General features: G+C 58.6%; 13 protein-coding genes and 1 pseudogene. 11 read left to right on the top strand and 3 right to left on the bottom strand.

The annotated features are described in order from the left end of the window. Position 1 precedes the first annotated feature (1 nt). Genes EBC_RS22530 through EBC_RS22505 form a run of 6 tightly spaced genes read left to right on the top strand, consistent with a single transcriptional unit; the run spans position 2 to position 6,170 of the window. Positions 2 to 1,552, top strand: a complete 1,551-nt coding sequence (locus EBC_RS22530) for an ABC transporter ATP-binding protein (RefSeq protein WP_013204169.1) — start codon at positions 2 to 4, stop codon at positions 1,550 to 1,552. Further along, positions 1,536 to 2,648 carry an ABC transporter permease gene (locus tag EBC_RS22525; protein WP_041692143.1) on the top strand — a complete coding sequence of 371 codons (1,113 nt, stop codon included), beginning with the start codon at positions 1,536 to 1,538 and terminating at the stop codon, positions 2,646 to 2,648. The genes EBC_RS22530 and EBC_RS22525 overlap by 17 nt, the downstream gene beginning before the upstream one ends. Continuing rightward, positions 2,645 to 3,583, top strand: a complete 939-nt coding sequence (locus EBC_RS22520; RefSeq protein WP_013204167.1) for an ABC transporter permease — start codon at positions 2,645 to 2,647, stop codon at positions 3,581 to 3,583. The genes EBC_RS22525 and EBC_RS22520 overlap by 4 nt, the downstream gene beginning before the upstream one ends. A gap of 3 nt (positions 3,584 to 3,586) precedes the next feature. Then, a complete protein-coding gene (locus EBC_RS22515) occupies positions 3,587 to 4,009 on the top strand; it encodes a cupin domain-containing protein (RefSeq protein WP_013204166.1) in 423 nt (140 codons plus the stop codon). 1 nt (position 4,010) lies between these two features. Beyond that, entirely contained in the window at positions 4,011 to 4,775 is a 765-nt protein-coding gene (locus EBC_RS22510) for a cysteine hydrolase family protein (RefSeq protein WP_013204165.1), read from the top strand. Between the two features lie 9 nt (positions 4,776 to 4,784). After that, the gene (locus EBC_RS22505; RefSeq protein ID WP_013204164.1) at positions 4,785 to 6,170 is read left to right on the top strand and encodes an amidohydrolase family protein; all 1,386 of its coding nucleotides are present in this window, start codon (positions 4,785 to 4,787) and stop codon (positions 6,168 to 6,170) included. Here EBC_RS22505 and EBC_RS22500 read toward each other — a convergent pair. Both EBC_RS22500 and EBC_RS22495 read right to left on the bottom strand, forming a co-directional pair. Next, positions 6,167 to 6,385 carry a YheU family protein gene (locus tag EBC_RS22500; protein WP_013204163.1) on the bottom strand — a complete coding sequence of 73 codons (219 nt, stop codon included), beginning with the start codon at positions 6,383 to 6,385 and terminating at the stop codon, positions 6,167 to 6,169. The two genes, EBC_RS22505 and EBC_RS22500, sit on opposite strands and share 4 nt — an antisense overlap. Before the next feature lies 1 nt (position 6,386). After that, on the bottom strand, positions 6,387 to 7,379 hold the full coding sequence (locus EBC_RS22495) for a hydrolase (RefSeq protein ID WP_013204162.1): 993 nt from the start codon (positions 7,377 to 7,379) through the stop codon (positions 6,387 to 6,389). Between the two features lie 85 nt (positions 7,380 to 7,464). On the opposite strand from EBC_RS22495, the gene EBC_RS22490 reads away from it, so the two are divergent. The 5 genes and pseudogenes from EBC_RS22490 (at position 7,465) to tauD (ending at position 11,725) form a co-directional block, all read left to right on the top strand. After that, complete coding sequence (locus EBC_RS22490) at positions 7,465 to 8,067, top strand: LysE family translocator (protein WP_013204161.1); 603 nt, start codon at positions 7,465 to 7,467, stop codon at positions 8,065 to 8,067. Between the two features lie 225 nt (positions 8,068 to 8,292). After that, on the top strand, positions 8,293 to 9,273 hold the full coding sequence (gene tauA / locus EBC_RS22485; RefSeq protein WP_013204160.1) for a taurine ABC transporter substrate-binding protein: 981 nt from the start codon (positions 8,293 to 8,295) through the stop codon (positions 9,271 to 9,273). A 9-nt stretch (positions 9,274 to 9,282) separates the two neighbouring features. Beyond that, the gene (gene tauB, locus EBC_RS22480; protein ID WP_013204159.1) at positions 9,283 to 10,050 is read left to right on the top strand and encodes a taurine ABC transporter ATP-binding subunit; all 768 of its coding nucleotides are present in this window, start codon (positions 9,283 to 9,285) and stop codon (positions 10,048 to 10,050) included. After that, entirely contained in the window at positions 10,047 to 10,874 is an 828-nt protein-coding gene (tauC, locus tag EBC_RS22475) for a taurine ABC transporter permease TauC (protein WP_013204158.1), read from the top strand. Before tauB ends, tauC begins: the two co-directional genes overlap by 4 nt. Continuing rightward, positions 10,871 to 11,725: pseudogene (gene tauD, locus EBC_RS22470) on the top strand (taurine dioxygenase). Before tauC ends, tauD begins: the two are co-directional and overlap by 4 nt. 10 nt (positions 11,726 to 11,735) lie before the next feature. Here tauD and EBC_RS22465 read toward each other — a convergent pair. After that, positions 11,736 to 12,461 (bottom strand): NUDIX hydrolase, encoded by a 726-nt coding sequence (locus EBC_RS22465; RefSeq protein ID WP_013204155.1) that lies wholly within the window; start codon positions 12,459 to 12,461, stop codon positions 11,736 to 11,738. Positions 12,462 to 12,655: the final 194 nt, after the last annotated feature.

Genomic DNA, 12,655 nt, shown 5'->3' with positions numbered 1-12,655 from the left:
TATGGCATCAACTCCGTCAGTCCGTGTCGCGCTCAATAAGGTCACCAAGCGTTTTGCGCGCGTCACGGCCAATGACTGTGTGACGATGCAGGTGGCTTCCGGGGAAATTCATGCGCTGCTCGGTGAGAACGGCGCCGGGAAAAGTACCCTGATGCAGATCCTCTATGGCCTGTATCAGCCCGATGAAGGCGAGATCGTTATCGAAGGTAAGCCGGTGACGTTGCGCGATCCGGGTGATGCCATTGCCTGTGGCATCGGCATGGTCCATCAGGAATTTATGCTGGTGCAGCCGATGACCGTGGTGGAAAACGTGATCCTCGGACTGAAAGAGACCCGCAGCGGTCGGCTGGATTTACGCACGGCGGCGGCGCGTTTGCAGACCTTGTCGGATCGTCATGGTCTGGCGGTCGATCCCTGGGCGAAGGTACAGCATCTGCCGATTGGCGTGCAGCAGCGGGTTGAAATCCTCAAGCTGCTGTATCGCGATGCCCAGGTGTTGATCCTTGATGAACCCACCGCGGTGCTGACACCGCAGGAAAAAGAAGGGCTGTTTGCCACGCTGAAATCACTGCGTGCCGAAGGGCGCTCGGTAATCATTGTGACGCACAAACTGTATGAAATTATGGCGATAGCCGATCGCGTCTCGGTGATGCGCGGCGGCAAGATGATCGATACCGTGGCGGTCAGCGAGACGTCGGAAACCGATCTTGCCCGGCGCATGGTGGGACGAGATGTGGTGCTGAGGGTGAATAAATCGCCCTGTCGGCCGGGAAAAGAGGTGCTGCACGTCGACAATATCGCGGTGCGGGACGAATCCGGTCAGCAAAAAATCTGGCGAGCCTCGCTGAAAGTGGCCGCCGGTGAAATTTTAGGCATTGCCGGTGTCGACGGTAATGGGCAGTCCGAACTGGCTGAAGCGTTACTGAATCTGCGCGAAGTGGAAGCCGGGCGCATCTGGCTGGGAGGCGAAGATATCACCGAGCTGTCTCCTGCCGGGCGACGCGCGAAGGGCATGGGTTTTATCCCCGCCGATCGTCGGGGCGTCGGATCGGTGACCTCGCTGTCGATTGCGGATAACGCCATGTTAGGCGCGCAGCAAACCTTTACCCATGCTCGCGGCTGGCTGCTCGACCACAAGAAAATTGCGCTGCACGCACGGGCGATCGTCAATCATTTCAAGGTCCGCACCCCGGATACCGACTTCGAAGCCGGAAAACTGTCCGGCGGCAATCTGCAAAAACTGATCCTCGGTCGCGAAGTGGCCCGTAAACCGCAGTTACTGGTGGTGGAACAGCCGACGCGTGGGCTGGACGTTGGCGCGGTGGAAGCGGTCTGGCAGGCGCTGCTGGCCGCACGCGACAGCGGCTGCGCTATCGTGATGATTTCGGCCGAGCTGGAAGAGATCCTCAACCTGTCTGACCGGGTGGCGGTGATGTACAGCGGGCAAATCGCCGGGATCCTCGATGCCTCAGACGCCACGGCCGAAAAGCTCGGCGAACTGATGGCCGGTGGCAAACTTGTTTCAGGAGCCGACAATGACCAGGCTGCTTGAAAAACGACTGGCACCCGCCGACTCCTCAACCGCCATTGCCATCACCACCTCCGGCGCCATGCTGGTGGCCTTTTTCCTCGCCGGACTGCTGTTTATCCCTTTCGGCGGCAATCCACTCAGCGCCTATGGCTTTTTATTCAGCGAAGCGTTCGGCTCGGTGCGTGGCATCGGGCAGACGCTGGTGCAGGCCACACCGTTGATCCTGATTGCGCTCGGGACGATTGTGATCTGGCGCGCGGGGCTCGGCTACATCGGCTTTGAAGGCTGCTTTTTAGTGGGCGCCGCGGCGGCGAGTTGGGTGGCGTTAGCCGGCACGCCGCAGGGCTTGCCGTGGAGTTTGCCGGACTGGGCTTACTGGCCCGCCGTTATCGTGGCGGCTTTTGTCGCCGGTTCGCTGTGGGCCGGCTGGGTGGGATATCTGCGGGTACGGTTTGGCGGCAACGATGTGCTGATCTCGCTGATGGCGAACTATGTCGCCATTTTCCTGATCCAGTATCTGGTCTCCGGGCCGATGCGGGCGATGGGCGATCTGCCGCAAACGCCGCGTCTGCCGAAAGAGAGCTGGTTGCCGTTTATTATGGACGGTATGCGGGCGCACTGGGGATTAGGCATCGCGCTTATCGCCACGCTGTACGTCTGGTGGCTGATCCGGGCGACGCCGGCGGGCTTTGAAATCATTGTCAGCGGACTCAATCCCAAAGCCGCGCGCTACAGCGGCATTGATGTTGCCAGCCGTCAAATGAAGGCGGTGCTGTTGGGCGGTGGACTGGCCGCACTGGCGGGACTGTGTGCGGTGTTGGGTGTGCAGCATCGTCTGATGGAAGGCTTATCGGGCGGCGTGGGATTTATCGGCGTGGTGGTGGCGTTGCTTGCCAGACTCAATCCGTTGCTGGTGATCCCAACCGCCATTTTGTATGGCGGGCTTGAGGTTGGCGGCAGCGCGATGCAACGCCAGACGGGCTTGCCCACCTCGGTGGTGCTTATCCTGCAAAGCCTGGTGGTTATCCTGATCCTCGCGGGCGATATCCTGCGCTATTACCGTCTGCGCTGGCCTGCTCGTTCGCCGCACTCTTCTCTGATGGAGGAGAAGTCATGACTGCACTGATGCATATCGATACGGCGTTTATTGTCACCTGGCTGGCGGCAGCGGTGCGCCTGGCCGGCCCGGTATTGCTGGCAGCCCTCGGCGAAATCTATGCTGAGCGCTCGGGCGTGCTGAATATTGGCCTTGAAGGCACCATTTTGATGGGGGCGCTGGCCAGCTATATGACCGCCGTCTACAGCGGTTCTACCGCGCTGGGCTTTATCGCCGGCGGCGTGGCCGGATTGGTGGTAGGGGTGTTGCTGGCCGCGCTCTATTTACGGGCGCATGCCAGCCAGATCGTCATTGGCATCGTCTTTAACATCCTCGCCGGCGGCGTGGCAACCTGGACCTACTCGCTGGTGATGGGCGACAGCTCTTCGCCCACCATTGCCATGCTTAACGCCATCCATATTCCCGGTCTTTCCACGCTGCCGGGCATCGGGCCGGTGCTGTTCTCCCAGCCTCTGCCGCTGTATCTCACCTTGCTGTTAGTCGGCATTGCGCACTATGGCCTGTTCCATACCCGGTTCGGCCTTTCGCTGCGTGCCGTCGGGGAAAACCCTCGGGCGGCGCATGCCGCGGGCCTCAACGTGCTGCGCATCCGCACCTGGGGCGTACTGCTCTCGTGTCTGGGCGCGGGCCTGGCGGGAAGCTATCTGGTCACCGCGCAGATTGGTCTGTTCCGCGACAATATTGTCAGCGGCCAGGGATTTATCGCGTTGGCCATCGTCATATTTGGCCGCTGGAGCCCGGTTAAAGCGCTGATTGCCGCCTGTATTTTTGGTGCGGCGGATGCGCTGCAACTGTCGCTTCAGCTGTTTGAAAGCAGCCTGCCGCCGCAGGTGCTGCTGGCGCTGCCTTATCTGTTGACGATCCTCGCCATGTCGGGCGTCGTTGGACGCACGGTGCAGCCTGCGGCGTTAACTCAACCCTATCGCAAGGAGTAATGGATGAAAAATTTCCGCCTGACTAACCCCGCGGAGGCTCAGGTCTTCCGCATCAGCCCGAAAGACACCAACTACTTTGCGGTGCTGTTCGACCAGCAGCAGGACGGTATTGAAAACATCTTCGTGGTGGAGATTTTTACCGTCGGCGGCGCAACGCCACCCAATGAACATGCCCATGCTCACGAGTTCTTCTACGTGCTGGAAGGTGAGGGCGTGGCGAGCTGCAATGGCGATGAGGTGACCATCGGCAAGGGCGATGCGCTGCTGCTGCATCCGGGTAATGAACATCTGATCCGCAATACCGGCAGCGGCAAGCTGTACACCCTGACCGTGATGACACCGAACGAAGGGTTTGCGGAACTGATCCACAGCGGCCAGCCGATGGCGCTGGATGAAGAAGATTTGCGTGTATTAAGCGGGAGTTAATATGTCAGGACTGAATCCCCTGGGAAGTGCGGCGCACAACCAATGGCGCGTGTCGGCCAGCGAGGTCAACATGGTGCGGCCACCGGTTTCCTGCCATCCGGTTAGCCTGCTCAGCCGTGGCAGAGAAATCACCTTCGATTTGCAGCGCACCGCGCTGCTGGTGATTGATATGCAGAATGACTTTTGTCATCCCGAGGGGTGGCTGGGGCACATTGGCGTCGATGTGACGCCGGCGCGTGCGCCGATTGCACCGCTGCAATCCCTGTTGCCATCGCTGCGTGAAGCGGGTGTGCCGGTGGTCTGGCTTAACTGGGGAAACCGGCCCGACAAGCTCAATCTCAGCCCGGCGTTACTGCACGTCTATAACGGCGACGGCGCAAGCGTGGGGCTGGGCGATCCGCTGCCGGTATCGGGTGAACCGGTATTGCAGGAAGGAAGCTGGGCCGCCGAGGTCATCGATGAGTTAACGCCGGCAGTGGATGACATCCGCATCAGTAAATATCGCATGTCCGGCTTTAAGGACACCGTGTTGGACAGCGTGCTGCGCAATATGGGCATCACCACGCTGCTGTTTGCCGGCGTGAATGCCGATCAGTGCGTGCTCTGTACGCTGCAGGACGCCAATTTTCACGGCTACGACTGCCTGCTGTTGGAAGACTGCAGCGCGACCACGTCCCCGGCGTATTGCCTGGATGCCACGCTGTACAACGTGCAGCAATGTTTCGGTTTCGTCGTCAGTTCAGCCGAACTGCTGCCGCAGCTTTAAGGGGGCCTCTTGTCTTATATTCTTGCTGATGGCTGGATCATCACGATGAATCCCGACCGGGATATCTACCAGCAGGCCAGCCTGTTAATCAGCGGCGATCGCATTGCCGCCATCGGCTCGCGGGAAACGCTGCAGGCGGCGAACCCGGAAGCCGAGATCATTGATTGCCGTGACAGCATCATTATGCCCGGCATGGTGAACACCCATACGCATCTGTTCCAGACGCTGCTGAAGGGGCTGGGCGATGATATGGTGCTGAAAAAGTGGTTCACCTGCATGACCGGGCCGAGCGCCGTGGCGCTGACCGAAGAGGATGTTTTCGCCGCCGCGCTGCATGGCTGCGTGGAGTCCATCCGCTCGGGCGTGACCTCGCTGGTGGATTTTATGTATGCGCATCCACGGCCAGGCCTGACCGCCAAAGTGATTGAAGCCTTTGAGCTTAGCGGCATTCGTGGCCACGTCTGTCGGGGATTCCTCACCACCGGTGAAGAGCACGGCATTCCTGCCGAATTGATTGAAACCCCCGAAGCGGCGCTGGCCGATGCCCGCCAGGTGATCCACCGCTATCACCGTGCGGATGGGCGGGTCAAAGTCGGGTTGGCACCGAGTATGATTTGGGCGCTGGATGAGAAAGTCCTGCGCGGCACGCGGGCGCTGGCCAATGAAACCGGCGTGCTGATCACCACCCATGTGGCGGAAACCGACTTTGAGATTGCCCAGGCGCAGCTGCGTTTTCAGAGCAGCGATACGGAATTCCTCAGCGACATCGGCTTTCTCGGGCCGGATGTGCTGGCCGTCCATTGCGTGCAGTGCAGTTCGCGGGATATCCGCGCGCTGAAACATCACGATGTGCGGATTTCGCATAACCCGTGCAGCAATCTCTATCTGGCGTCCGGCATTCCGCCAATCCCGGAGATGCTGGCCGCCGGTCTGACCGTCGGGCTGGGTTCCGATGGCCCGGCCAGCAGTAACAACCACAGTTTGTTCCAGGCAATGAAAACCGCCGCGCTGATGCAGAAGGGCGTCCATCGCGATCCGACCATTATCACCGCTGAAAAAGTGCTGGAGATGGCGACCATTGACGGCGCGCGCGCCATCGGGCTGGACCATCTGGTGGGATCGCTTGAAGTGGGGAAAAAAGCCGATGTAATTGTTATCGGAACCGATCATCCGGCGATGACGCCGATCCATCATCCGGTTTCCGCGCTGGTGTACTCCGCGCTCGGACACGAAGTCACCGATGTGTTTATCGAGGGTGAAGCGGTGATGCGAGCCGGAAACCTGACGCGGGTCAATCAGCGTGACGTACTGCTTCGTTCCCGTCTGGCCGCCGCGTCACTGGCTGCCAGAACCGGCAACGATCGACCCCGGCCATGGCGGTCTGCCGCGTTCTAACCGGTCACGGAACCCCGTGGCATAATATTGACCGTCTCGTGCAGTTCAGACCACACCAGCACCGCTTCGCCGCTGCTTAACTGGCGGCGAACATCCTTCACTTTTTGTTCCAGCGAGCGTTCCTGCTCACCGTAGTCGGTGCCTTCACGCAGGACAAAAGATTCAATCAGGTTATCGAGGGTTTCAGCGTCGAGCTCTTTCCAGGGAATAATCACGTTAGTTGTCCAGCCAGGTTGAAAGCCATTGAGGAATGCGTTGCTCAAGCCACATTTGCGGGTTACGTAAGGTGCCGCAGACAAATCCTACATGGCCGCCATGTTCGGTCAGTTGGTAGGTCACTGAAGCAGGGAGCAGATCGGCCGCGGGGATCACCTCGCGGGTCATAAAGGGATCGTCTTTGGCGTGAATGATCAGCAGCGGTTTCGCCACGCCAGGCAATCGCGGCATCGCGCTGCAGCGGCGATAATAATCGGTCGCATCCTGAAAACCGTGCGCCCGGGCAGTAATGGCATCATCAAAATCCCGCAGTTTTTTCAGCGCCCGGAGTTCAGTCAGATCGATGGGCAAGGTGCCGGGCCAGGCAAGCAGTTTGCGTTCAGCGTTTTGCTTCAGCAGGTTTAGCAGATAGCGCTGATAAACGCGGGAAAATCCCTGCTCCAGTTTCTGGCTGCAGGGTTCCAGCATCAGCGGGGCCGATACCACCACCGCCGCATCCAGCAGGCAGTTTTTGCCCTGCTCGCCCATCAGGCAGGCCAGCATATTCCCGCCCAGCGAAAACCCAACCGCCGCGGTGGGAACCTGACCCCACTCTTCACGCAGCCAGTTAAGGAAGAAGGTGGCATCGCTGGTTTCGCCAGAGTGATAAATCCGGTTGAGGCGATTCGGTTCGCCGCTGCAGCCACGAAAATGCATCACCACACCCAGCCAGCCTCGCGCTTTACAGCTTTCCAGTAGCCCGTGGGCATAGGGGCTGTGAAAGCTGCCTTCCAGACCGTGAAACAGCACCATCCGCGGTTTGTGTCTGGCACCCGCAGGGTCTTCACTCCACGCCAGATCGACAAAATCCGTGTCCGGCAACGTCAGGCGCTGCCAGTGAGGTTTTAAGGTAATCCGACGGCGAACCAGGCGCGGCAGAAGCGTTTGCAGGTGCGCATTGCTCATGCCGGTTAAGGGCTGAAAAGAGGCGGCTGCTGAGTGATTAAAATTCATGTTCAAAATGCTTGTAGGATCTCTGTCACATTGCTAGCTTCGACAAGTTCGTTTCTGGTCAGGGGGTGAGGAGCACCCGTTTCATATGGAACTGAGTTTGTTTTTATCGATGTTAGGCTTTTTATGGGTCGCTGCCATCACGCCAGGCCCTAATAATATGTTACTCACCGCCTCCGGCGCCAACTTTGGTTTTCTGCGCTCGCTGTGGTTGCTGATTGGCATCATGATCGGCATGCAGGTGATGCTGCTGATGGTGGCCTTTGGCATTGGTGGACTGATCCTGCTCTATCCTTCGCTGCATCTGGTGCTGAAAATTGGCGGCAGTGCCTATCTGCTGTGGCTGGCATGGAAAATCGCCAGCGCGAAGTACGAGAAACTGGACACCGAAACGGCACCCGCCGCGCCGATGCCGTTCTGGCAAGGCGGCCTGCTGCAGCTGATTAACCCGAAAGCCTGGCTGATGGCGCTGGGCGCGGTGGCCAGCTTTAGCCTCGCCGGTGAAGCCTATCGCGGTTCGGTGCTCGCCATCAGCGCCGGGATGGCGTTGGTGAATGTGGTATCCGGCGTGATCTGGCTGGGCTTTGGCTCGCTGATTGGCCGTATTCTGCGCAGCCGTCGCGCGTGGACGATATTCAATGTCTTTATGGGGATCCTGACCGCGGCCTGCGTGCTGCTGATCTGGCATTAATTCCCCGCCCGGCAACATGAACCACCGGCAGGTAGGCAGCTCCCTGAAGGGGCACTTTCTCTGCCGGTGGTTTTTTTATGGGCTAAACCCGGATTCTGACTAAGAAACCCCGCATTTGATCTAAGGACAAAAGGTTATAACAGATAATTTCTAATTACTTTCTTGCGATGGTCACTGTCGGTTACAAAGGCGTTATTCAAACAATAACGTGCGGCGGAAGACATCATGGCAGGAAAATTCACTCTTACTCTTATTGCAGCATCACTCGGATTGTCGGCGCTTAGCGCCCAGGCGGTGGATGTCACTGTAGCCTATCAAACGTCTGCCGAACCGGCGAAAGTCGCTCAGGCCGACAACACCTTTGCCAAAGAGAGCGGGGCGAAAGTCGACTGGCGTAAATTCGACAGCGGCGCGAGCGTGGTGCGTGCGCTGGCTTCCGGCGATGTGCAGATTGGTAACATCGGCTCAAGCCCTCTGGCCGTAGCCGCCAGCCAGCAGGTACCGATCGAAGTCTTCCTGCTGGCCTCTCAGCTGGGTAACTCTGAAGCGATGGTGGTGAAAAACACCATCAAAACCCCGAAAGATTTGATCGGTAAACGCATCGCCGTACCGTTTATCTCCACCACCCATTACAGCCTGCTGTCCGCGCTGAAGCATTGGGGCATCCGTCCCGATCAGCTGCAAATTATCAACCTGCAACCTCCCGCCATTATTGCTGCCTGGCAGCGTGGCGACATCGATGGCGCCTACGTCTGGGCACCTGCGGTTAACGAACTGGAAAAAACCGGCAAGGTGCTGACCGATTCCGATCAGGTCGGGAAATGGGGATCGCCAACGCTGGATGTCTGGGTGGTGCGTAAAGATTTTGCGCAGAAACACCCGGAAGTGGTCACCGCCTTTGCCCGCAGCGCGCTCGCGGCACAGAAAGGCTATCTCGATAATCCCGAGCAGTGGCTGAAAGAGGGCGACAACCTGAGCAAACTGTCCCGTCTGAGCGGCGTGCCGGAACAACAGGTTCCCGGTCTGGTGAAAGGCAATACCTATCTCACCGCCCAGCAGCAGGTTGAACAACTCGGGAAGCCGGTCGATAAGGCGATTGTCGATACCGCTAAATTCCTGAAAGAGCAGGGCAAGGTGCCGCAGGCGGCCACCGATTACAGCGATTACGTTACCGATCGCTTCGTTAAACCTCTCGCGACGCAATAAGGAGTTCCCATGCTGACGGTCTCGCATCTTACGGCTCGCTATGAAGGGCATCTCGCACTGCAGGATATCAACCTGTCGATTGATTCTGGTGAGCTGCTGGTGGTGCTGGGACCTTCAGGCTGTGGCAAAACCACGCTGCTGAATCTGATTGCCGGTTTTCTGCCTGCCGAATCCGGCAGCATTATGCTGGATGGCAAGGCGGTCACCGGGCCGGGCGCTGAACGCGGCGTGGTGTTTCAACATGAAGGGCTGCTTCCGTGGCGCAACGTGCTGGATAACGTCGCTTTTGGCCTGCAGCTGGCCGGCGTCGAGAAAAACGCTCGCCGCGAGGTGGCTCGCCAGATGCTGAAGAAGGTTGGGCTGGAAGGCGCTGAAAAACGCTTTATCTGGCAGCTGTCCGGCGGCATGCGCCAGCGGGTGGGCATTGCCCGGGCGCTGACCGCCGACCCGCAGCTGTTGCTGCTGGATGAACCTTTCGGCGCGCTTGACGCCTTCACCCGCGAGCAGATGCAGGAACTGCTGCTGACCTTGTGGAAGGAGAGCGGCAAAAAGATCCTGCTGATCACTCACGATATCGAAGAAGCGGTGTTTCTTGCCAGTGAACTGATCCTGCTGTCGCCCGGGCCGGGAAGGGTGATTGAGCGACTGCCTCTCGACTTTGGTCGTCGTTATATCGCTGGCGAGTCCTGCCGATCCATCAAGTCCGATCCGGCGTTTATTGAGCGCAGAGAATACGTTTTAGGCCAGGTCTTCCAGCAACGCGAGGTGTTTTCATGAGCCTGTTATCCACCGAAAAAACCGTGCCACGCCGCGTGCGTCTGCGTTGGCCCTTTGGCCGCCAGATCACGCTGAGTGCGGCGACCTTGCTGGTGATCCTCGCGATTTGGTGGGGCGTCACGGCGCTGAAACTGATTGCGCCGCTGTTTCTGCCTGCGCCGCAGCAGGTGTTCCATCAGCTGCTGACCATTGCCAGTTCACAGGGGTTTATGGACGCCACGCTCTGGCAGCATCTGGCCGCCAGTCTGACCCGCATCCTGATCGCGCTGTTTGCCGCGGTGATTATCGGCGTGCCGGTAGGCATTCTGATGGGATTGAGTGCAACCGCTCGCGGCATTCTCGATCCGCTGATCGAACTTTATCGTCCGGTTCCGCCTCTGGCCTATCTGCCGCTGATGGTGATCTGGTTTGGCATTGGCGAGACCTCCAAAATCCTGCTGATCTACCTGGCCATTTTTGCCCCGGTGGCGATGTCAGCCCTGGCTGGGGTGAAAAGCGCCCAGCAGGTACGCATCCGCGCGGCCCAGTCGCTGGGCGGCAACCGCTGGCAGGTGCTGTGGTTTGTGATTTTGCCTGGCGCACTGCCTGAAATCCTCACCGGTCTGCGCATTGGTTTGGGCGTGGGCTGGTCGACGCTGGTGGCCGCTGAGCTGATCGCCGCCACGCGTGGACTGGGCTTTATGGTGCAGTCCGCCGGAGAATTTTTAGCGACCGATGTGGTGCTGGCCGGCATTGCCGTCATCGCCCTGATCGCTTTCACCCTTGAGCTGGGGCTGCGCGCGCTTCAGCGCCGCTTAACCCCGTGGCACGGAGTACACTCATGAACGAACGTCTGACGATTACCGCACTGGGCCCGAATATCGGCGGTCAGGTTTCCGACATCAACCTCAGCCGTCCGCTGAGCGATGCGCAATTCGAACAGCTTTATCATGCGCTGATCCGCCATCAGGTCTTATTCTTCCGCGATCAGCCGGTCACGCCTCAGCAGCAGCGTGCGCTGGCCACCCGCTTTGGCGACCTGCATATCCACCCGGTTTATCCTCACGCGCCGGGTGTGGAAGAGATTATCGTGCTGGATACCCATGACAATAATCCGCCGGACAACGATAACTGGCACACCGATGTGACCTTTATTGCCACGCCGCCGGCTGGCGCGATCCTTGCGGCCAAACAGCTGCCGGAAACGGGTGGCGATACGCTGTGGACCAGCGGCATTGCCGCGTATGAGGCGCTGTCTGAACCCTTTAAGGTGCTGCTGAGCGGATTACAGGCCGAGCATGACTTTACCAAGTAATTTCAGGAGTTTAAGCATCGTGGCAGTGAAGAGGAGCATGCGCGCTGGAAGCTGGCGGTCGAGAAGAACCCGCCGTTGCTGCATCCGGTGATCCGCACCCATCCGTTCAGTGGCAAGCCGGCGTTATTCGTCAACGAAGGCTTTACCACGCGCATTGTGGATGTCAGCCAGAAGGAGAGCGATGCGCTGCTGAACTTCCTGTTTGCCCATGTCACCAAACCGGAGTTTCAGGTCCGCTGGCGCTGGCAGGAGAACGATATTGCTATCTGGGATAACCGGGTCACGCAGCATTATGCTAACGCCGACTATCTGCCGCAGCGCAGGATCATGCATCGTGCCACCATCCTGGGTGACAAGCCTTTTTACCGCGCTGAACGCTGAGGGCTGTGAATTAGTCAGCGGCCATCAGGTTGCGCGAGAAGTTGCGGACATCGGCGCCGACTTTAAGGCGATAGAGTTTCGCTTTTCGCGCACCGGTGGCCACGCTTTCGCCGGTTTCTTCGAACATCTCAGAAGCCTCAAACCGGCGGATAAGGCTTTTGCGCTGCACCGTTTGGCCAAGGATCGTTTCGGTGACATCCTGAAGCTGAGTCAACGTAAAAGCCGCGGGCAGGCAGTACACCGGCAGCAAGGAATAGAGCGTCTTCTGCCGTAATCGCTGCAAAGCGGCGGCAATAATCTGCTGATGGTCAAAGGCAATATCTGACCTCGACGCCAGCTCTGCCACTGGCTGCCACTGCACATCACTGATGGCATCACTTTCCGACTGGCAATTCTCTGCCGCGATCAACGCATACCAGGCCGATGTCAGGCTCCAGCCGCGCGGATCCCTGTCGGGGCCGGAAAACGTTTCTAATTGCTCCAGCCAGTGCGGAATCACGCCCGTTTTCTCCTGCAACTTCCTCATGGCTGTGGCTCTGGTTGAGTCATCACGCTTTAAATCAATAAACCCACCCGGTAACCCCCAAAAACCTTGCTGCGGATGGTTGGCACGCTGCACCAGCAACACACAGAGTCGTTGGTCAAAGAGCGTAAACAGGACGCTGTCGACGGTGACAATGGGCGTGGGATAGCGGCTGGGATCATAGCCGGCCAGATACTGCTGTTCTGCTGTCATGGGATTGCCTGCGAAGAAGTGTCACAAAGACACATTATCAGTCTGCTGCGCGTCATTCAAATACCGCTGCGTAAAGGATGTTTTAATCTTCATTAAATCAGCTGGTTATGTGTTTATCACCCGAAATGGAAATCCAACGCTTGCTTAATAGTGTCTCATAGACAATTATATAAATGTCTCTCGGACATTAATCA

The organism is Erwinia billingiae Eb661 (assembly GCF_000196615.1).
In the GTDB taxonomy this organism is placed as follows: domain Bacteria; phylum Pseudomonadota; class Gammaproteobacteria; order Enterobacterales; family Enterobacteriaceae; genus Erwinia; species Erwinia billingiae.
Note: the sequence above shows the minus strand (reverse complement) of the source record. Positions and strands in the feature narration are given on the sequence as shown.

What these genes read in the sequence shown, in the direction of transcription:
- EBC_RS22520 (WP_013204167.1), top strand. Translation starts at nt 2,645, where the DNA reads ATGACTGCACTGATGCATATCGATACGGCGTTTATTGTCACCTGGCTG.
- tauC (WP_013204158.1), top strand. Translation starts at nt 10,047, where the DNA reads ATGAGCCTGTTATCCACCGAAAAAACCGTGCCACGCCGCGTGCGTCTG.
- EBC_RS22515 (WP_013204166.1), top strand. Translation starts at nt 3,587, where the DNA reads ATGAAAAATTTCCGCCTGACTAACCCCGCGGAGGCTCAGGTCTTCCGC.
- tauB (WP_013204159.1), top strand. Translation starts at nt 9,283, where the DNA reads ATGCTGACGGTCTCGCATCTTACGGCTCGCTATGAAGGGCATCTCGCA.
- EBC_RS22495 (WP_013204162.1), bottom strand. Translation starts at nt 7,379, where the DNA reads ATGAATTTTAATCACTCAGCAGCCGCCTCTTTTCAGCCCTTAACCGGC.
- EBC_RS22525 (WP_041692143.1), top strand. Translation starts at nt 1,536, where the DNA reads ATGACCAGGCTGCTTGAAAAACGACTGGCACCCGCCGACTCCTCAACC.
- EBC_RS22490 (WP_013204161.1), top strand. Translation starts at nt 7,465, where the DNA reads ATGGAACTGAGTTTGTTTTTATCGATGTTAGGCTTTTTATGGGTCGCT.
- tauA (WP_013204160.1), top strand. Translation starts at nt 8,293, where the DNA reads ATGGCAGGAAAATTCACTCTTACTCTTATTGCAGCATCACTCGGATTG.
- EBC_RS22510 (WP_013204165.1), top strand. Translation starts at nt 4,011, where the DNA reads ATGTCAGGACTGAATCCCCTGGGAAGTGCGGCGCACAACCAATGGCGC.
- EBC_RS22465 (WP_013204155.1), bottom strand. Translation starts at nt 12,461, where the DNA reads ATGACAGCAGAACAGCAGTATCTGGCCGGCTATGATCCCAGCCGCTAT.
- EBC_RS22530 (WP_013204169.1), top strand. Translation starts at nt 2, where the DNA reads ATGGCATCAACTCCGTCAGTCCGTGTCGCGCTCAATAAGGTCACCAAG.